Here is a 20,351-nt window from a genome sequence, read left to right on the forward strand (position 1 = left end):
TTACTTTGAAAATATCTAGAGAAGTTAAAACAGGCGTACTCGCCATATTAGGAATTACCCTTTTTATTTTTGGATTTAATTATTTAAAGGGTAAAAATTTACTCGATTCCTCACGTACTTTTTATACGGAATTTGAAAATGTTGAAGGTTTAGTGCCATCTACACCGGTGACCATTAGTGGTTTATCGGTAGGGAAAGTGGTTGATATTAGTTTTAAACCTGACGGTTCAAGTAAACTGGTGGTAAAACTTTTAGTAGACAGTAGCTTTGATTTTTCAAAAAACAGTAAAGCAGAGTTGTATGAAACCGGACTTATAGGAGGCAAGGCCATAGCTATAGTTCCGGCTTTTGATGGTGCTGAAAAAGCCCAAAGCGGTTCTTACCTGGAAAGCGGTAAAAAGGCAGGGTTAACAGATTTGGTTAACCAAAGATTAACGCCCTTACAGGAAAAGATTGAAAAAATGATGGTAAGCGCAGATGTTTTATTGAATAACCTCAATGACGTTTTTGATGAAAAAACAAAAGCAAATCTTAAAAAAAGTATGTCTGAGTTAAGTACTACTATAGCATCTTTTAAGAGTACTTCTGTGTCTTTAAATCAGGTAATAAAAAACAACCAAAGTCATATTGATAGTGTCTTAACAAATGCTAATAAATTGTCCGGGAATTTAGCAAATATAACTAAGAAGATTTCTGATTCTAATTTAGGTGATGCCATAAATAAATTAGAATCTACACTTAAGAATTTCGACAGTATTTTAGCGGGAATGGAGAAAGGGGAAGGTTCAATGGGAAAATTGCTAAAGGATGATTCGCTTTATAATAACCTAAAAGGCGCAACAGGAGAGTTGGAAGACCTTTTAAGAGATATTAAACTTCACCCCAAGCGCTATTTCAGAATATTATCAAAAAAAGAAATTCCTTATCAGGAAGAAGAAACTAAATAACCATGCAATATTTGCCTAACATTCTATTTGCTATACTATTTTCTTTAGGGATTGGCTATTTTATTAAAAATATAAAAAAGCTAAAACGTAATATAAAACTTGGTAAAGCTGTTGGTGTTAGTGATAATAAATCACAACGATTAAGAAACATGGTAATGATTGCCTTTGGGCAAAGTAAAATGGTACGCCGCCCAATTGCCGGGGTATTACATGCTATTGTTTATGTTGGATTTATAGTTATTAATATTGAAGTTTTAGAAATTATTATTGATGGACTGTTTGGTACACATAGAGTGTTTGCCTTTTTAGGTCCATTTTACGACATTTTAATAGGTGCTTTTGAGGTTTCAGCACTTTTGGTGTTAATAACAGTTATTGTATTTTGGATTCGTAGAAATATTACTAAACTGAAACGTTTTTGGAAAAAGGAAATGACTAGCTGGCCTAAAAATGATGCCAACTATATTTTGTATTTCGAAATGATTTTAATGTGTTTGTTCTTAATAATGAATGCGGTCGATCAAACGATTCAAATGATGCCCGGAGCCCCGGATAATCATTATGTAGAAGCTGGAAGTTATCCTGTTAGTCAGTTTTTAGTTCCCTTATTTCAAGGTTTTAATTATGGAAGTGCAGTCATTGTAGAACGTAGTGCATGGTGGTTACATATCATAGGGATTTTAATCTTTCTAAATTACCTCTATTATTCAAAGCATTTACATATTTTATTGGCGTTCCCAAACACCTATTACGGAAATTTAAAGCCCAAAGGACAAATGAATAACCTGGCTGCCGTAACCAATGAGGTAAAAATGATGATGGATCCTAATGTGGATCCGTTTGCGGCACCGGAAGAAGGTACAGAAGAAGAAGTTCCTGAAAAATTTGGAGCCAGTGATGTACTGGATTTAAATTGGGTGCAATTGCTTAATGCCTATACTTGTACAGAATGTGGACGTTGTACCAGTGAATGCCCTGCTAATCAAACGGGCAAAGAACTATCCCCCCGTAAAATTATGATGGATACCAGAGATCGTTTGGAAGAAGTCGGTAAAAATATCGATGCCAATCAGGGTACATTTAAAGAAGATGGGAAACAGCTTCTTGATGATTATATTTCAAGAGAAGAGCTTTGGGCGTGTACATCATGCAATGCCTGTACGGAAGCATGCCCGGTGAGTATAGATCCATTGTCCATTATATTGGAAATGCGTCGTTATTTAGTTATGGAACAATCTGCCGCACCAACGGAACTAAATACTATGATGACCAATATTGAAAACAACGGCGCACCCTGGCCATACAACCAGATGGATAGATTAAACTGGAAAAACGAATAAACGCAATATCATGAGTGAATTACTCAAAGTACCAACAATGGCAGAAATGATGGCACAAGGAAAACAACCGGAAGTCTTGTTTTGGGTAGGTTGTGCAGGAAGTTTTGATGACAGAGCCAAAAAAATTACAAAAGCTTTTGTAAAGCTTTTGAATAAGGCCAATGTTGAATTTGCTGTTTTAGGTACTGAAGAAAGTTGTACCGGTGATCCGGCCAAACGTGCAGGAAATGAGTTTTTATTTCAAATGCAGGCAGTAACAAATATAGAAGTGCTTAATGCCTACGAGATAAAAAAGATAGTAACTGCATGTCCACATTGTTTTAATACTATAAAAAATGAATATCCGGAGTTAGGAGGTGCTTATGAGGTGATGCACCACACCCAGTTTTTAAAAACTTTATTGGATGAAGGACGACTAACTATTGAAGGTGGTAAGTTTAAAGGTAAACGCATTACGTTTCATGACCCTTGTTATTTAGGACGAGCCAATAGTATTTATGAAGCACCACGGGATTTAATTCAAAAGCTGGAAGCAGAGTTGGTTGAAATGAAAAACTGCAGACGTAACGGATTATGCTGTGGAGCAGGAGGAGCACAAATGTTTAAGGACGCAGAAAAAGGTGATAAAGAAGTTAATGTGGAAAGAACAGAACAGGCATTAGATGCTAAACCAGAAATTATTGCAGCAGGATGTCCGTTTTGTAATACCATGATGACCGATGGCGTGAAAGCTAAAGAAAAAGAAAATGATGTAGATGTTATGGATGTGGCAGAGTTAATTGCAAATGCCGAAGAATTGTAATGGGTGATAAAATTTGTCCTGCATGTAAAAATGAAAGTAACTCTATTACAAATACTTGTGAGAAATGCAAATTTCCATTTGAAGGTTCTGAGAAAGATAAATCAATTCATATAGGAAGGTTTATTAGCGATAAAGGAATAATTGCAGATTCCGAAGATTATATAAACAAGAGCCAAAAGTTTGTTGGTTTTGCAGCAGCAATATATTTATTAAGAGCCATTATTGGTTTTTCTACTTTACTTAGTAGCCCAATAGATTTTTTTATTAATATTTTTGTAATTACAATACTAATTATAAGTGCCGTATTTATAAAAAAGTTACCATTTGTCTTTTTATTAATCCCAACGCTGACTTTAACCACTATTTATGTGATAGAGTATTTAGTTGATTTTGATATTTTCATAAATGGAATAATTTTTAAACTATTAATTTTTGGGTGTTTAATTTATAGTATTTACATCAATTTAGAATCTAATAAGTTTAAGAAAAAGTTTAATATTAAATAAAAATGCTAGTAGATTTCAATATATTACCGGAAGAATCAAGGGTTTGGATATACCAGGCTAACCGCTCATTTACCGAACAGGAACTCAAAGACATTCAATCAAAACTAGAAACGTTTATTGAAAACTGGACTGCTCATGGCAGTGATTTACAAGCAGGGTATACTATTAAATATAAGCGATTCATTATCATTGGATTAAATCAGAATTCGAATGCCGCAACGGGATGCTCAATTGATGCCTCAGTACACTTTATTCAACAGTTGGAAAAAGACTATAGTGTGGATTTAATGGATAAAATGAATGTGTCATATAAACAGGGAGAATATGTGGCCTATAAGGCACTTTCAGACTTCAGAAAAATGGCTAAAGATAAGGCTGTTTCAAAAAACACCATTGTTTTTAACAACTTGGTGGCTAATATAGGTGAGTTTAAAGAGAACTGGGAAGTTCCAGCCAGTGAGAGTTGGCATAGTAGGTTTTTAAAGTAATTATTTGGTTAACTTTTTCTTTATAAATCTATCTTAAAGTCTTTTTAACTTCTTTCTAAAAGTATTATTTTGGCATGGTTATTAGTATTCTAATACTATTTCTATCCCAATAATTAAATACTTTCTATGCTACGAGTCTATATATTAAGTTTCTTTTTTACTATATCACTGTTGGGTTTTAGCCAAAACACATCAAGTCCATTATTGTCTAAAGACAAAGTATCTCAGCAAAAATGGGTGGATAGTGTATACAATACTATGACTTTGGCAGAAAAGGTGGGGCAATTATACATGATTCAAATTATGTCTAATCAGGATGAAGCGACAAAAAACAAAGTAATTAAAATTATAAAAGACCATCATGTTGGAGGTGTAATATATTCTAAAGGAGGGCCATACAGACAAGCCAGATTAAATAATGAATTACAGACACTGGCAAAGGTGCCGTTGTTAATTGGAATGGATGCAGAATGGGGCCTAAACATGCGTTTGGATTCAACTTATGCATTTCCGTGGAATATGACTTTGGGAGCTATTAAGGATAATAAATTAGTTGAGCAAACTGGGAAGCAAATAGGAGAACACTGTAAACGATTAGGTGTGCATTTTAATTTTGCACCTGTGGCTGATATAAACACTAACCCTCAAAACCCCATTATAGGCAATCGTTCATTTGGGGAAGACAGAGATAAGGTAACAGCAAAAGCATTAGCATTTATGAAGGGAATGCAAAGTGCTGGTGTTTTGGCAAATGCAAAACATTTCCCCGGACATGGCGATACGGACCAGGATTCTCATGAAACCTTACCAACAATACGGTTTAGTGAAAAGCGAATTGATACCGTGGAGATGTATCCATATAAAAAACTCATTAAAGAAGGGCTTTCCAGTGTTATGGTAGCCCATTTAAATGTACCTGGTTTAGAATCTAGAGAAGGTTACCCTTCATCCTTATCAAAACATATAATTACTGATATTTTAAAAGATTCGTTAGGTTTTAAAGGTCTTATTTTTACAGATGCCTTAACCATGAAAGGAGCAGCTGACTTTAGTGAAACGGGAGCTATTGACCTGGCGGCCTTTAAAGCTGGAAATGATGTGATGTTAATGTCTGAAGATGTGGGAGTTGGAGTTTCAAAAATTATAGAAGCTTATAATAACGGCGATATAAGTGAATCGCGTTTAGAACATTCTGTCAAAAAAATTCTGCAGGCAAAATATAAAGTAGGTTTACATGATTACAGACCCGTAGCACTATCTCATTTAAATAAAGACCTAAATAGGTTGGAAGATGATATACTCTATGAAGAACTTTTTGAAAATGCCATTACCGTTTTAAAAAATAATGATGATTTATTACCGCTTAGAGACCTTGAAACTAAAAGTATAGCTTATGTAACATTGGGAGACGATTCCGGATCTGTCTTCTTCAGAGAATTAAAAAAATATGCTAAAGTTCATGCTATAACAGCTACTAAACTAAGTGACTTAGAAGGGAAGTTACAACCCTATAATACCGTAATTATTGGGTTTCACCGTTCAAATGACAGCCCATGGAAAGCCTATGAATTTTCAGAAGAGGAGATAGAATGGTTAGAACAAATATCAGCTAAATATACTGTTATTCTTGGTGCTTTTGTAAAACCTTATGCATTATCTGCTTTGAAGAGCATTGAAAATATTGAAAGCATCGTATTAAGTTATCAAAACAGTAAAATAGCACAACAAAAATCTGCCCAGGTAATTTTTGGTGCTATACCATCCAAAGGGAGTTTACCGGTTTCAATAGGTAACTATTTTAAAGTAGATACAGGCATTCAAAATAATGCTATAAAAAGATTGGGGTATACCATTCCTGAGCGGGTAGGTATGAGCTCAGAGAAGCTTAAAAAATTAGATTCCGTAGCAAAATATGCGATAAAGCATAAAATGACTCCAGGCATCCAAATATTGGTAGCCAGAAAAGGTAAGGTGATTTATAATAAGAATTTTGGAAAGCATACCTATAAAGGGAAAGAAAAAGTTCAGTTTGATAATATGTACGATGTGGCATCACTCACAAAGATATTATCTACCTTACCATTGCTTATGGAGCTGGAAGAACAGGGTATTGTAGCATTAGATACTAAATTATCAGAAATATTACCGGAATATAAAGGGTCAAATAAAGAAAATATTACTTTAAAAAAGATGCTGTCTCATTATGCCCGGTTAAGACCTTGGGAGCCTTTTTATTACCACACTTTAGATTCCATAACAAAGCGTCCAAGTAAAAAATATTATAGATCCGAGCGTAGTGACGCATTTAATGTTGAAGTCTCTAAAAACTTATTTTTACGTTCTGATTATCAGGATTCTATTCCGGAGATTATAAAGAACTCTGAATTGTTGGATCGACTAAAATACCGTTATAGCGACTTCCCTTTTTATATATTAAAGAAATTTATTGAATATCATTACGACAGAACATTAGATCAGTTGACACAGTCGCATTTTTATGAGCCATTAGGTGCTAATTATACTATGTATAACCCATATTATAAAATAAGCAGTAAGAAAATTGTACCTACCGAAATTGACGATTATTACAGGTATCAAAAAGTGCATGGTTATGTTCATGATATGGGAGCAGCAATGCAGAACGGAATTGGAGGACACGCAGGACTTTTTAGTAATGCCAATGATGTAGCTAAAATTATGCAGATGTATTTGCAAAAAGGATATTATGGAGGGAAACGTTATTTAAAACCAGAAACTATAGACAAATTTAATACCTGTTATTATTGTGATAATGATAATAGAAGGGGGGTAGGCTTTGATAAACCGCAATTGGGAGAAGAAGGCCCTACCTGTGGTTGTTTGTCAATGACAAGTTTTGGGCATTCTGGTTTTACAGGAACTTACACATGGGCAGATCCGGAAGAAGACATTGTTTATGTGTTTATGGGGAACAGGACATACCCGAATGCCGGTAATAATTTATTATTAAAAGAAAGTATTAGAACAGAGATTCAACGCTTAATTTACGAAGCGATAGAAGATAAATAGATATGAGAATTGGAATTGTATGCTACCCAACGTTTGGAGGTAGCGGTGTTGTTGCAACAGAACTGGGTTTGGAGTTATCTAAACGAGGTCATGAAATACATTTTATTACCTATAATCAACCAGTACGTTTAGAACTGATAAGTCATAATGTGCATTATCATGAAGTAAATGTACCTGAATACCCCTTGTTTCACTATCAACCCTATGAACTGGCTTTGTCCAGTAAATTGGTTGATATGGTAAAATTGCATAAGATAGAAATCTTACATGTACATTACGCCATACCACATGCATATGCGGCATATATGGCCAAAAAGATGTTGCAGGAGGAAGGTGTTTATGTGCCTATTGTAACCACTTTACATGGTACAGATATAACTTTAGTAGGTAGCCATCCATTCTATAAACCAGCAGTAACCTTTAGTATCAATAAGTCAGATGCTGTAACTGCAGTGTCTCAAAGCTTAAAGGATGACACTCTACGTTTATTTAATATTAAGAATGATATTCATGTAGTACCCAATTTTATAGATCTAGAAAAGCATAACCTTCAAGGCTTTACGGATTGCCAAAGAGGTATGATGGCTAAAGATGATGAAAAAATAATTACCCATATCAGTAATTTACGCCCGGTAAAACGAGTTCAGGATGTTATTAGTGTTTTTTATAACATACAAAAAGAAATGCCGGCCAGGTTGATGTTTATAGGTGAAGGCCCTGAAAAAGAAAAAGTAGAGTTACGCTGCCAAGAATTAGGGATTTTAGACCAGGTGGTATTTTTTGGAAGAAGCAATGAAATTGATAAGATTTTATGTTTCAGTGACCTGTTTTTATTGCCTTCAAAAACCGAAAGTTTCGGTTTGGCGGCCTTAGAAGCCATGGCATCGGGAGTACCAGTTATTTCAAGCAATACAGGAGGAATTCCGGAAGTAAATGTTCACGGTAAATCAGGTTTTTTAAGTAATGTGGGAGATGTTGAGGATATGACAAGAAACGCATTGTATATCTTAAGCGATGAAGCACGTTTAAAAACGTTTAAGGATAATGCCAGAGAGCAATCTTTACAATTTGACCTACACGCTATTGTTCCACAGTACGAAGCTATTTATGAAGATACTTTAACTAAATGCTTGGTGCTGTAAAATAAAATACTTTTTTAAAAATAGCTATTTGAGAGTAACGCCTTTATGATATTTGGGGATTTTGACCTTTATTTCAAAATCAAAATATTGTATCTTAGATACCCGATAAACATGGGTGTATCAAAGTGTACGATGTATTATTGGCGGTAACAATAGAATTAAAATATTATAAATCAATCAAAATATGAAAACAGCTAAAATTTTCAACAGGTTAGGAATATGTGTAATGATAACATTATTGTTTGCATGCAATACACAAAATAAAGCCGAACCAACAAGTACCCTCTATCATAATGGGGATATAATTACCATGAATGGTGACCAACCATCATACGTAGAAGCCGTGGTAGAAGAAGCTGGTGAGATTATTTTTGCTGGAGCTCTGGATGAAGCCAAAACAAAATTCAAGAATAGTAAAACTAAGGACCTTAACGGAAAAACCATGCTTCCCGGGTTTATTGATTCACATAGCCATTTTAGTATTGCTTTGGGATTGGTCAATCAGGTGAACCTTACCAGTCCCCCTATGGGCAACATTAGAAATTTTAATGATATCCTTGATGCATTATTGGATTTTAAAAATAAAAACAATATTGCCGAAGGTGAATGGGTAATTGGATGGGGGTATGACCCAAACCAGTTGGAAGAGAAAAAAGATATAACTAAGGTAGAACTGGATTCTATACTGTCAGAGCATAAGGTCATGTTGGTACATATTTCCAATCATGGAGCTGTTCTTAATTCTAAGGCTTTGGAATGGGCAGGGATAACGGCCGAAACCGAACAGCCCGCTGGAGGAATCATAGCCAGAATGGAAGGGAGCAAAGAGCCAGCCGGAATGATATTCGAGACAGCATGGCTCCCAGTCAAGTCTAATAAACCTACGGCAACTGAAGAAGAAATGATGAAGAACATTGAAAAGGTAGTGGAACTCTATGCAGCAAACGGTTATACCCATGCACAAGATGGAGCATCCTTTACCAAAGAAGCCTTGTTTTTGAAAAAGGCCGCTTCACAGGGAAAACTTAAAATTGATGTGGCAGCATTAATGATTTTTGCTGAAATTGATCAATGGATGGATCATCCCGAGATTTCTTTTGACGGAAAATATACTGATGGCTTAAAGATTCAGGGAGTGAAAATTATACAAGATGGATCCCCTCAAGGTAAAACGTCCTATATGAGCAAAGAATACCTTACGGGTGGTCCGGCAGGGGAAACCAATTGGTTTGGAGAACCTACACTTACGCGGGAACAATTTACCCAGTTATTTCAAAAAACCTGGAATGCGGGGCTTCAACCATTTACCCATGTTAATGGAGATGCCGCAATTGATGATCTGATCTATGCTCTGGAATCTGTGGGAGCTACTGCTGATCAGGATCGTAGAACAGTAACCATTCATACCCAATTTCAAAGACCGGATCAGATAGAAAAGTTTGTCCAGTACGGGATAAGCCCCAGTTACTTTACAAACCATTGTTTTTACTGGGGAGATGAGCACTTAGCTAACCAGGGACAAGAGCGAGGAGGCTTTATTAGTCCTATGAAATCTGCAGTAAATGCCGGACTGGTTGTATCCAATCACTCAGATTATAATGTAAACCCTTTAGATCCTTTTTTCATTCTTTGGACTTCAATGACCAGGGTAACCAGGGGAGGAGTTAAATTAGACCAAAATGAGGTTTTAACGGCCTATGAAGGACTTCAATCACTGACTGTAGGAGGAGCGTACCAGATGTTTGAAGAGAATCGAAAAGGAATGATAAAAGAAGGGTTGTTGGCTGATTTTGTCATTTTAGACAAAAACCCGTTAAAGGTCAACACTGATGCTATCAAGAATATCAATGTCATGGAAACTATTAAAGAAGGCGTAACAGTTTATAAGAAGGACTAAGCCCTGCAATTAGAAAAAATAAAAAGCATTCCCTAAAGTTTGGGGAATGCTTTTTATTTAAACATGCTGGTCAATTAAAATAGTGTTCCCGTCTGGGTCTAGAACCACCATACTAGCCGGACCGGAAGTATCAGTGTCAGCTTCACTTTCCAGTTTTATACCTTTACTTTTCAAATGATTTTGAATGCTTCTAACATCGTCAAAATCCTCAAGAGTATTGGCGCTTTCATCCCAACCGGGATTAAAGGTTAAGATATTATTTTCAAACATGCCCTGAAATAGACCAATAAGCGCATTGCCATTTTTCATAATAAGATAATTTTTTTCCAAGTCACCGGCAAACACCGAAAACCCTAAGCTTTCATAAAATGATTTGGAAACCTTAATATCTTTTACACTAAGACTAATTGAAAATGCACCTAATTTCATAATGATACTGTTTAGATTATAATATAAATATAGCTATAATATAGTAAGCTTGGTTTACACCATAAAAAAAGCGCCTATTTAGGCGCTTTAAGTTTATGATTTTAAATGAATTAAAACTGATAGCGAATACCAAGAGCAATATCAAAGTCTAAATCATTATTATCGTAAGTACTGTTTCCAAAACCAATTTCAGGTCTAAAGTCTAATGATATTAATAAAGGAATTTCAAAATTATATTCTATACCAATATCACCAGCAGCAAAAAGAAAGGTATCAGAAATATCATTACCGTTAGGATTCTCAAAATTAAAGGATCCTAAGCCTCCACCTGCACCGGCATACCAGTTAAAGTTTCCATCCAGTTTCCATACCCATTGGTATAATCCGGCAAGTTTAAACCCGTTGTAGTCTTTGCCGTCTCTCCAACCTAAATCAACTTCAAGTCTGTTATTACTACCCAGCGCATGCTGATATGAGATTTCAGCACCTAAACCATCACTGTCTCCCAATCGAAGACCAATGGCATTTTCAGATATTTCTTGGGCAACAGATGCCAATGAGAAACCAAATAGGGCTAATGATAAAATAAATAATTTCTTCATGTTTTTAACGTTTTTATTAGTTTAACCATATACGATCTTAGTAAAGAAAAAGACCATGAATGCTTAGCAAAAGTAACATCTTAATTCTATTTTTATTTTATTAATTCTAATTTTTATTTAGACTAGCAAATAAAAACAGCAAACAAAAATTTATACCGGTTGATTGTCAAATTGTTGGGTCGAAATAATTGTATAAATAAAAAAACACCTGAAGAAGGTGCTTTTTTCATAATATATAAAACGCATTAGTTTTTAAAACCTAAACCTGACATTTAGCCCAAAACCACCCCATTCAAAATCTGTATCCTCAATGATCCAAAATGTTGGACGATAGTCAATACCTATAACAATAGGAACATCATTAAACACATATTCTGCTCCAATTTCACCACTACCGCCAAGAAGAAATTTATCATCAATATGAGCCGAAGGCCCTACACCGGCATACCAATGAAATCCATCATCACCAATAGGCTCATAAACAAAATCCCAAAGTGCATCCAGTCCAACGCTGTCTCCAAAAGATACATTGGCGTGAATTCTACTGCCATTAAGGTCAAAAACACCATCAACAGCAACATCATTACCAGAGACCTGGCCAAAGCGTATACCAATTTCTTGAGCATTCAAAGCTACAGATAACATTGTAAAAATGCCTAGAAGTAAATTTTTCATAAGATAAATGATTTTAGTGTTAGTTATTAAATATACATTTTTTTTAAAGTATATTTCGGGATTAATTATCGCTATTAAAAATAATATAAATTTCACATATACATTAACACAGTTTATATAATCTTTAGGAAATGTCATTAAATGTTTTAAAGTCTGAGCTCTCCGGAGAATTTTTTTATGATGATTTAATAAAATCCATATATGCTACTGATGCATCCGTGTATAGAAAATTACCGTTGGCCGTGGCTTATCCAAAAGATGCCCAAGATATTAAACGCCTGATCCGTTATGCAAAAGATAATAATACATCACTAATACCAAGGACAGCAGGGACCTCACTGGCTGGTCAATGTGTTGGCGACGGGATTATTGTTGATGTCTCAAAATATTTTACCAAAATCATTGAGCTTAATGAAAAAGAGCAAACGGTAACCTTACAGCCAGGGGTAGTACGCGATGCTTTAAATAATTATTTAAAGCCTTATGGATTGTTTTTTGGACCCAATACCTCTACATCAAATAGGTGTATGTTAGGCGGTATGGTGGGGAATAATTCTTCAGGAACCACCTCTATACAATACGGTGTAACCCGGGATAAGGTTTTAGAAATGCATACTGTTTTAAGTGATGAGAGTGAAGTGGTTTTTAAAGCCTTATCTTCAAAAGAATTTAAAACAAAAACAACTTTAAAAACACAGGAAGGCACCATTTATAAAACGGTTTATGAAGCTTTAAAACCTGAAACTGTTCAGAAACAAATTATTAAAGACTTTCCAAAGCCTGAGATTCACAGGAGAAATACAGGTTATGCTATTGATGAGCTTATAAAGTCAGAAGTGTTTTCTGATTCAGAGCGTCCTTTTAATATGTGTAAGTTATTATCGGGTAGTGAAGGCACTCTGGCGTTTACCACTCAAATGACTTTGAAGTTGGATAAGTTACCGCCACAGGAAAGTATTATGGTAGCAGCGCATTTTGATAGTATAGAGAAGTGTTTACAAGCCGTTGAGCCTGCTATGAAGTATAATTTGTACACCTGTGAAATGATGGATAAAACCATTTTAGATTGCACAAAACATAACAAAACACAGCAGGCTAATCGATATTTTATTGAAGGGGATCCTATGGCTATTTTAATGTGTGAAGTAAAAGCAGATACTTTAAGCGAAGCTGAAGCCTTGGCAGAGAGACTTTTAGAAGAGATAAAAGCATCAGGACTAAGTTATGCTTATCCGGTTCTGAAAGGAAAAGATATAAATAAGGCTTTGGATTTGCGCAGTGCAGGTTTAGGACTTTTGGGGAATATAGTTGGTGATAAAAAGGGAGTTGCCTGCATTGAAGATACTGCAGTAGCATTACCGGATTTAGCGCCATTTATAGCTGAATTTACAGCATTGATGGCAAAATATAAGCAAGATGCTGTTTACTATGCACATGCCGGAGCAGGAGAGATACACTTAAGGCCAATTCTAGATTTAAAGCAGAGTACAGATGTAGGTTTATTCAGGAAGATAACTACTGATGTAGCGCATTTAGTTAAGAAGTATAAGGGTTCTATGAGTGGAGAACACGGAGATGGTATAGTGCGGGCTGAATTTATTCCATTGATGATTGGAGAAGCTAACTACAGTATTTTAAAGGAAATTAAACAGGCGTTTGATGCTAATAATATTTTCAATCCGGGAAAGATAGTAGATGCCTGGCCTATGGATAAATCTTTGCGCTATATACCAGATAGAGTAGAGCCGCAAATAGAAACGGTATTGGATTTTTCGAAATCCCAGGGCATACTACGGGAAGCAGAAAAGTGCAATGGCTCTGGTGATTGTAGAAAATTAACGGAGTTTGGAGGCACTATGTGTCCTAGTTATAGGGCCACCAGAAATGAAAAAGATACGACCAGAGCCAGAGCAAATGCGCTCCGTGAGTTTTTAACACATTCAGATCAGTCAAATAGATTCAACCATAAAGCATTAAAAGATGTTTTTGATTTATGCTTAAGTTGCAAAGCATGTTCAAGTGAATGCCCCAGTAGTGTAAATGTAGCAGCATTAAAAGCAGAATTCCAATACCAATATCAGAAGGCAAATGGCGTGTCTTTAAGAACCAAACTTTTTGCCTATAATAACAAATTGAACCGTTTAGGAAGCATAGTACCAAGTTTATCTAATTTTATTTTTTCTAATGATTTAACAGCATCATTACTAAAAAAAACCTTTGGAGTAGCTAAAAAGCGATCATTGCCATTATTGTCAATGAAAAGTTTAAATAAATCGTTTAAATTAATTGATAACCAACATATTGAAAAAAAATCAATTAAATCTGTTTATTTATTTAATGATGAATTTACCAACTATTTGGATACTCCAACAGGCATAGACGCCATTCATCTTTTACAAGGATTAAATTATGAGGTCAAGCTTATAAAACATGAAGAATCGGGCAGGGCCTTTTTATCAAAAGGCTTATTGGAACAAGCCAAACGCTGTGCTAATAAAAATGTCTCAGTTTTTAAAGATAAGATTTCTACAGAGGCTCCTTTAATTGGTATAGAGCCCTCAGCGATTTTAACCTTTAAAGATGAATATTTAAAATTGGCAGATGATAAAATTTCGGCGGAAGCCATATCCCGAAATACCTTTTTAATAGAAGAGTTTATACAACAGGAAATAGAATTAGGACACATAACATCGAAACAGTTCACTTTAAAACCTAAAACCATTAAATTTCACGGACATTGTCACCAAAAAGCTATGTGTGATCAACTATCAAGTTTTGCAATATTGAATTTACCCAAGAACTACAAAGTTACTATCATTCCAAGTGGTTGTTGTGGTATGGCAGGTAGCTTTGGCTATGAAAAAGAACATTATGAGGTAAGTATGCAAATAGGGGAACAAACCTTATTTCCAGCCGTTAGAAAAGCATCAAAAGAGGTTATAATATCAGCAAACGGAACCAGTTGCAGGCACCAAATAAAGGATGGTACGCAGCGTAAAGCAAAACACCCGGTTACCATACTAAGAGAAGCTTTGCTTTAGCTTTTTTTCTCCACTTCTTTTTTTTCCGGTTCAACTATAGTTATTGCGGCAATTAGGTCTTTAGCTTCAACAATGTCAATATCATCAACGTCTTCGTCAATAACAAAAGGCGTTAGTTTGTCTTTATTAAAATTGTAAATTTTCCAACGTTTAAATTGATATTCCAAGGCTGTAAAGTTTTCCACCCAATCGCCGGAATTAAGATATACTGTTTTCCCGTGCTTATTTTTAAAATACTCTTTTTTAGGTTGATGTATGTGTCCACAGACAACAAAATCATAACCTTTTTCAATCGCAATTTCAGAAATTACTCTTTCAAAGTCGTTTATATACTTTATAGCGCCTTTAACACCGTTCTTAACTTTTTTAGATAAAGAATAACGCTCTTTACCACGCTTTTCCAGATACCAGTTTACCAACCTATTCAATAGGGTTAATAAATCATATCCATAACCGCCCAGTTTGGCTAGCCATTTTGCATTCTGTATAGAAATATCAAAAACATCACCGTGAAAAAACCATGCTTTTTTACCATCTAGTTCTAAAACAGCCTTATCAACTATAGAGATATTGCCAATAATGGTACCACTAAACCGTCTCAATACCTCATCATGGTTTCCTGTAATATAGATTATTTCGACACCATTGGAAGCCATGGTCATTATTTTCTTAATAACTTTTAAATGCGATTTTGGAAAGTAACGTTTGTTAAATTGCCAAATATCAATAATATCACCGTTTAGTATCAATTTTTTAGGTTCAATACTATTTAAATAGGTGAGCAAATGTTTTGCATGGCAACCGTAAGTCCCTAAATGAACATCACTTATTACGGCTATCTCTAGTTTTCTTTTAATTTTCAATTTAGACAGGCTTTAATAATACAAATTACATGGTTTAGTATTAATTAATTATTATGACATAATTATATATATATCAGGGCATTGTTAATAAAATGTTATGCGATCTTACAGGTAGAATTGAGGAGCAAGGTGTAATTTCATTTCCTATTTTCTCGGAATAGCGCTATTTTAGCCGAAAATTCAGATTATGGCCGGAAATTCCTTTGGAAAACAATTTAGCTTAACAACATATGGAGAATCTCATGGACCTGCTTTAGGAGGCATTATAGATGGGTGCCCTTCAGGAATTACATTGGATTTGGAAGCCATTCAGAATGAACTTAACCGACGTAAACCTGGGCAATCAGCTATTGTTACACAACGTAAAGAACCGGACACCGTTAAGTTTCATTCCGGAATTTTTGAAGGCGTTACCACAGGAACCTCTATAGGGTTTGTTATTGAGAACACCAATCAAAAGTCACATGACTATTCACATATAAAAGATAGTTACAGGCCAAGTCACGCTGATTATACTTATGATAAAAAGTATGGTATTAGGGATTACCGCGGAGGCGGACGCAGCTCGGCACGTGAAACAGCATGTAGGGTTGTAGCAGGAGCTGTAGCAAAACAAATATTAAAAGGCATTGAAATTCAGGCTTATGTTTCTGGAGTAGGAACTATGAAGCTGGATAAACCGTATACGGATCTGGACCTTAGTAAAATAGAATCCAATATAGTGCGTTGCCCGGATCAGGAGATGGCAGCAAACATGGAAGCATACATCAAAGAAGTACGTAGTAAAGGGGATACCGTAGGTGGGGTTGTAAGTTGTGTGATCAAGAATGTACCTGTTGGATTGGGGGAACCGGTATTTGATAAATTACATGCCGAATTGGGTAAAGCCATGCTGTCCATAAATGCAGTAAAGGGCTTTGAGTATGGTAGCGGGTTTCATGGTAGCACCATGTATGGTTCAGATCATAATGATGCCTTCAATAATGATGGCACTACAAAAACTAATTACTCCGGTGGTATTCAGGGAGGGATAAGCAATGGTATGGACATTTATTTTAATGTGGCCTTCAAGCCGGTAGCAACCCTTATTCAGAAATATGAAACTATAGATAAGCACGGTAATACTGTTGAGATGCAGGGTAAAGGACGTCATGATCCATGTGTGGTGCCGCGCGCCGTACCTATCGTAGAAGCTATGGCAGCTTTAGTTTTAGCTGATTTTTATTTAATAAATAAGCTCTATAGTTAATTTTATTAGGAGCTGTTTCCCGCTTTCCGCTATATCTTTTTTATAATATAAAAAAGGATGCCGCATCAATCGGGGCTACCATATACAAATAGGTTAGATCATTTTATTTTTTTATCTTGGTTAAATCCAAGTAATATGTTATACACCAGTGATTTACTATTGGCTACATCTCATTTATATTTTTATTGGTTCCAGATTTTTTTGGAAACGGGTGCCCTTGGAAGCCAATTTAACAAGAACACGGAGAGTCAGTATTTTAGACTGTGAGGCTTTTAGGTTTATGGCCAACTCAAAGTATTTTTATTATATGGATCTTATTCGGTTTGAAATTCTGTTTCGGTCAGATTTATATAAAAATTCCATAAAAAAGGGCATGTTTCCGGTTTTGGGGTCTCAAAAGATCATTTATAAAAAACCATTAAAGCGCTGGACAAAGTTTAGTGTGACTCTTATATTGGAAGGTTGGGAAGATAATTGGGTGTACCACAAACAGGTGTTTAGACAAAATAACCAGATATATGCCATAGGGATCACTAAAGTAGGTTTTTGGAAAAATCGTAAAACACAAAGTATAAGACAAATACTTGCCAATAGTGGCGTTACAACTAAAGAAAAGCCTGTGCCTAAAGAAACTCTGGAGCTTTTTAAAGCAGATTATGATATTATAAAATCTTCAGAATAGTTGTGTCGTTAATTTTATTGCTAATAATTTAAACATATTCTTTCATTAATCATCTTACAGATAATCGAGTAATTTCAATATTATATTGAAGATTTTATTGAAATAAATTCGGTTTGCTAGTTTATACTTAAAATAGCTATCTTGTGCGGAGTAAAAAACGTTCCTAAAAAGGTTTAAAAGAATCGGAAATTTAGGGTACCAAAAGGCATATAAATAGCATATGAAAAAACTTGCATTACATTGGAAGATTATAATAGGAATGATTCTTGGAATCATTTTTGGTTTTATTATGAATACCGTTGATGGTGGTAAAGGGTTTGTGTCAGATTGGATAGCCCCTTTTGGGGCCATTTTTATCAACCTGCTTAAACTTATAGCCGTACCTTTAATTTTAGCATCGCTAATAAAAGGAATTTCAGATTTAAAAGATATTTCAAAAATAAAGTCTATGGGATTACGTACTATAGGCATTTATATCAGCACCACTTTAGTCGCTATAGTTATTGGTTTAAGTATTGTAAATACTTTAAATCCGGGAAAAGGCATGCCTCAGGAGACTATAGAAAAGATCAAGTTAAAGTATGAAAATGATGCCGGTGTTGTTGATAAGTTAGAAAAGGCCTCAGCTCAAAAAGATGCCGGCCCGTTACAGGCCCTGGTTGATATTTTTCCTAGTAATATTTTTAAATCGTTTGTAGAGGCATCCATGCTTCAGGTTATTTTCTTTGCTTTATTTGTGGGTATTTGTTTATTGTTGATAGGAGAGAAGAAGGCTAAACCTCTTATAGATTTCTTTGACTCACTAAATGAGGTGGTCATGAAAATGGTTGATCTCATCATGCTTTTTGCTCCATACGCCGTGTTTGCTTTATTGGCAAACGTTATAATAGCCTTTGATGATACGGAAATCTTAGTTAAATTACTGTGGTATGCATTATGTGTTGTAGGAGGTCTTATATTAATGATAGGATTCTATTTGTTATTGGTAAGTATATATACCAAAAAATCACCTATGTGGTTCTTACAACAAATTAGCCCGGCGCAGTTACTGGCCTTTTCAACCAGTAGTAGTGCAGCAACCTTACCGGTTACAATGGAGCGTGTGGAAGAGCATTTGGGGGTAGATAAAGAAGTTTCCGGTTTTGTATTACCAGTTGGAGCAACGGTTAATATGGATGGTACGAGTTTATATCAGGGCATAGCTGCTGTGTTTATCATGCAGGTTATATGGCCGGAAGGTCTGACCTTTACCAACCAGCTGGTCATTGTGCTTACGGCCTTATTAGCGTCTATAGGTAGTGCAGCCGTTCCAAGTGCAGGTATGGTAATGCTGGTTATTGTATTAGAATCCATAGGTTTTCCCGCAGAATTGTTACCCATTGGCTTAGCCCTTATTTTTGCTGTAGACCGGCCCTTAGATATGTGCAGAACCGTTGTTAATGTTACCGGTGATGCAACCGTATCTATGATGGTGGCTAAATCATTAGATAAATTACATGAGCCACAACCTAAAGAATGGGACGATCATTATGATGAAGTGAAATAAAATTTATAAATTTAAATTCATAAAACTATCTAATAAAACCAGTAAACATGAATGTTTGTTTTATTATGTATCCCTGGGATGAAATTGACCCGGATAATGATACTTCTTTAGCCTTAATTAAAGAATGTGTTAAAAGAAAGCACGGTGTAGCTATGTGTACACCTGCCAATTTAACTATAAGAAATAGTGTGACTACCGCTAATTGTATAGTAATAGGTAGGATGGATAAGACACCAAGTTCATTAAAATCGTTTTATAAAAAAGCAGTGTTGCGTGAAGAAATGCTGCCTCTGGCGGGATTTGATGTTATTTTCTTTAGAGCTAATCCACCTTTAGACCCTATTATGCTTAACTTTTTGGATTCTGTGAAAGACGATGTGTTTATAATGAATTCCCTGGAAGGAATGCGAGAAGCCAATAATAAACTCTATACTGCAGCATTTGGCGATGCGCATAGTAACATTATTCCGGCTACTCATGTGTCTAAAAGTAAAAACTATTTAATCAGGCAGATCAAAGAGTCTTCAGCAGATAAAATGATATTAAAACCCTTGAATGGATTTGGAGGATCGGGGGTAATTTTAATTGAAAAATCAGCGATGAGTAATATTAATTCATTGCTTGATTTTTATATCACTAACCGCGATGGGTCTTTAAATTATGTGATCCTTCAGGATTATATTGAAGGAGCAGATAAAGGGGATGTCCGTATTCTAATTTTAAACGGTGAACCTGTTGGTGCTATGAAACGAGTTCCGGGAAATGAAGACCATCGGTCTAATGTGTCGGCAGGAGGGAGTGTGCAACGACATAGCCTGACAAAAGAGGAAAAAGCACTTTGCAAACAAATAGGGCCTAAATTGGTAAATGATGGCCTTTATTTTGTAGGGATTGACGTTATTGGGGGTAAGTTGGTTGAAGTGAATGTCATGTCTCCGGGGGGGATTACTTATATCAATAAAGTGTATAAACTAAAAACTAAAATAGAAGAAAAAGTAATAGACTTTTTAGAGATGAAGGTTTTAGATAAACTTCAGGCATTTGACAGACGAACCCGGTTGAGAAAGACCGTACAAGACGCGTGATTATAACAG

The 20,351-nt window shown here is 35.4% G+C and carries 17 protein-coding genes; 13 read left to right on the plus strand and 4 right to left on the minus strand.

The features are described from left to right. Positions 1-5: 5 nt before the first annotated feature. The 8 genes from VOI54_RS12845 (at position 6) to VOI54_RS12880 (ending at position 10,170) form a co-directional block, all read left to right on the plus strand. Positions 6-947, plus strand: coding sequence for an MlaD family protein (locus tag VOI54_RS12845; RefSeq protein ID WP_326283237.1), 942 nt, complete (start codon positions 6-8; stop codon positions 945-947). A gap of 2 nt (positions 948-949) precedes the next feature. Then, positions 950-2,287 carry a 4Fe-4S dicluster domain-containing protein gene (locus tag VOI54_RS12850; protein WP_326283238.1) on the plus strand — a complete coding sequence of 446 codons (1,338 nt, stop codon included), beginning with the start codon at positions 950-952 and terminating at the stop codon, positions 2,285-2,287. 10 nt (positions 2,288-2,297) lie between these two features. Next, the gene (locus VOI54_RS12855; RefSeq protein ID WP_326283239.1) at positions 2,298-3,089 is read left to right on the plus strand and encodes a (Fe-S)-binding protein; all 792 of its coding nucleotides are present in this window, start codon (positions 2,298-2,300) and stop codon (positions 3,087-3,089) included. After that, positions 3,089-3,595 (plus strand): hypothetical protein, encoded by a 507-nt coding sequence (locus VOI54_RS12860; RefSeq protein ID WP_326283240.1) that lies wholly within the window; start codon positions 3,089-3,091, stop codon positions 3,593-3,595. Before VOI54_RS12855 ends, VOI54_RS12860 begins: the two co-directional genes overlap by 1 nt. Positions 3,596-3,597: 2 nt before the next feature. Further along, positions 3,598-4,083 (plus strand): ABC transporter ATPase, encoded by a 486-nt coding sequence (locus VOI54_RS12865; RefSeq protein ID WP_326283241.1) that lies wholly within the window; start codon positions 3,598-3,600, stop codon positions 4,081-4,083. Positions 4,084-4,209: 126 nt separating this feature from the next. Continuing rightward, positions 4,210-7,131, plus strand: a complete 2,922-nt coding sequence (locus VOI54_RS12870) for a serine hydrolase domain-containing protein (RefSeq protein ID WP_326283242.1) — start codon at positions 4,210-4,212, stop codon at positions 7,129-7,131. A 2-nt stretch (positions 7,132-7,133) separates the two neighbouring features. Next, entirely contained in the window at positions 7,134-8,273 is a 1,140-nt protein-coding gene (gene bshA, locus VOI54_RS12875; protein ID WP_326283243.1) for an N-acetyl-alpha-D-glucosaminyl L-malate synthase BshA, read from the plus strand. Between the two features lie 184 nt (positions 8,274-8,457). Next, on the plus strand, positions 8,458-10,170 hold the full coding sequence (locus tag VOI54_RS12880) for an amidohydrolase (RefSeq protein WP_326283244.1): 1,713 nt from the start codon (positions 8,458-8,460) through the stop codon (positions 10,168-10,170). Between the two features lie 57 nt (positions 10,171-10,227). On the opposite strand, the gene VOI54_RS12885 is transcribed toward VOI54_RS12880, so the two are convergent. From VOI54_RS12885 to VOI54_RS12895, 3 genes are all read right to left on the minus strand, one after another. Further along, positions 10,228-10,599 carry a VOC family protein gene (locus VOI54_RS12885; protein ID WP_326283245.1) on the minus strand — a complete coding sequence of 124 codons (372 nt, stop codon included), beginning with the start codon at positions 10,597-10,599 and terminating at the stop codon, positions 10,228-10,230. A 110-nt stretch (positions 10,600-10,709) separates the two neighbouring features. Further along, a complete protein-coding gene (locus VOI54_RS12890; RefSeq protein WP_326283246.1) occupies positions 10,710-11,201 on the minus strand; it encodes a hypothetical protein in 492 nt (163 codons plus the stop codon). Between the two features lie 252 nt (positions 11,202-11,453). Further along, positions 11,454-11,876: a hypothetical protein gene (locus VOI54_RS12895; RefSeq protein WP_326283247.1), complete on the minus strand. Its 423-nt coding sequence runs from the start codon at positions 11,874-11,876 to the stop codon at positions 11,454-11,456. A gap of 131 nt (positions 11,877-12,007) precedes the next feature. Between VOI54_RS12895 and VOI54_RS12900 the strand changes: the two genes are divergently transcribed. Next, on the plus strand, positions 12,008-14,917 hold the full coding sequence (locus VOI54_RS12900; RefSeq protein ID WP_326283248.1) for an FAD-binding and (Fe-S)-binding domain-containing protein: 2,910 nt from the start codon (positions 12,008-12,010) through the stop codon (positions 14,915-14,917). Here VOI54_RS12900 and VOI54_RS12905 read toward each other — a convergent pair. After that, complete coding sequence (locus VOI54_RS12905; RefSeq protein WP_326283249.1) at positions 14,914-15,780, minus strand: UDP-2,3-diacylglucosamine diphosphatase; 867 nt, start codon at positions 15,778-15,780, stop codon at positions 14,914-14,916. The two genes, VOI54_RS12900 and VOI54_RS12905, sit on opposite strands and share 4 nt — an antisense overlap. 187 nt (positions 15,781-15,967) lie before the next feature. On the opposite strand from VOI54_RS12905, the gene aroC reads away from it, so the two are divergent. The 4 genes from aroC (at position 15,968) to gshB (ending at position 20,342) form a co-directional block, all read left to right on the plus strand. Next, positions 15,968-17,029, plus strand: coding sequence for a chorismate synthase (gene aroC / locus VOI54_RS12910; RefSeq protein WP_326283250.1), 1,062 nt, complete (start codon positions 15,968-15,970; stop codon positions 17,027-17,029). A 211-nt stretch (positions 17,030-17,240) separates the two neighbouring features. Continuing rightward, entirely contained in the window at positions 17,241-17,711 is a 471-nt protein-coding gene (locus VOI54_RS12915; protein WP_326283552.1) for an acyl-CoA thioesterase, read from the plus strand. Positions 17,712-17,931: 220 nt separating this feature from the next. Further along, positions 17,932-19,257, plus strand: coding sequence for a dicarboxylate/amino acid:cation symporter (locus VOI54_RS12920; protein WP_326283251.1), 1,326 nt, complete (start codon positions 17,932-17,934; stop codon positions 19,255-19,257). 47 nt (positions 19,258-19,304) lie between these two features. Then, positions 19,305-20,342, plus strand: a complete 1,038-nt coding sequence (gene gshB, locus VOI54_RS12925; protein WP_326283252.1) for a glutathione synthase — start codon at positions 19,305-19,307, stop codon at positions 20,340-20,342. Positions 20,343-20,351 lie beyond the last annotated feature (9 nt).

This window comes from Alterotamlana spongicola (assembly GCF_035818475.1).
In the GTDB taxonomy this organism is placed as follows: Bacteria; Bacteroidota; Bacteroidia; order Flavobacteriales; family Flavobacteriaceae; genus Cognatitamlana.

Coding starts and splice junctions, on each gene's coding strand:
- VOI54_RS12850 (WP_326283238.1), top strand. CDS start 950: ATGCAATATTTGCCTAACATTCTATTTGCTATACTATTTTCTTTAGGG.
- VOI54_RS12855 (WP_326283239.1), top strand. CDS start 2,298: ATGAGTGAATTACTCAAAGTACCAACAATGGCAGAAATGATGGCACAA.
- VOI54_RS12860 (WP_326283240.1), top strand. CDS start 3,089: ATGGGTGATAAAATTTGTCCTGCATGTAAAAATGAAAGTAACTCTATT.
- VOI54_RS12865 (WP_326283241.1), top strand. CDS start 3,598: ATGCTAGTAGATTTCAATATATTACCGGAAGAATCAAGGGTTTGGATA.
- VOI54_RS12870 (WP_326283242.1), top strand. CDS start 4,210: ATGCTACGAGTCTATATATTAAGTTTCTTTTTTACTATATCACTGTTG.
- bshA (WP_326283243.1), top strand. CDS start 7,134: ATGAGAATTGGAATTGTATGCTACCCAACGTTTGGAGGTAGCGGTGTT.
- VOI54_RS12880 (WP_326283244.1), top strand. CDS start 8,458: ATGAAAACAGCTAAAATTTTCAACAGGTTAGGAATATGTGTAATGATA.
- VOI54_RS12885 (WP_326283245.1), bottom strand. CDS start 10,599: ATGAAATTAGGTGCATTTTCAATTAGTCTTAGTGTAAAAGATATTAAG.
- VOI54_RS12890 (WP_326283246.1), bottom strand. CDS start 11,201: ATGAAGAAATTATTTATTTTATCATTAGCCCTATTTGGTTTCTCATTG.
- VOI54_RS12895 (WP_326283247.1), bottom strand. CDS start 11,876: ATGAAAAATTTACTTCTAGGCATTTTTACAATGTTATCTGTAGCTTTG.
- VOI54_RS12900 (WP_326283248.1), top strand. CDS start 12,008: ATGTCATTAAATGTTTTAAAGTCTGAGCTCTCCGGAGAATTTTTTTAT.
- aroC (WP_326283250.1), top strand. CDS start 15,968: ATGGCCGGAAATTCCTTTGGAAAACAATTTAGCTTAACAACATATGGA.
- VOI54_RS12920 (WP_326283251.1), top strand. CDS start 17,932: ATGAAAAAACTTGCATTACATTGGAAGATTATAATAGGAATGATTCTT.
- gshB (WP_326283252.1), top strand. CDS start 19,305: ATGAATGTTTGTTTTATTATGTATCCCTGGGATGAAATTGACCCGGAT.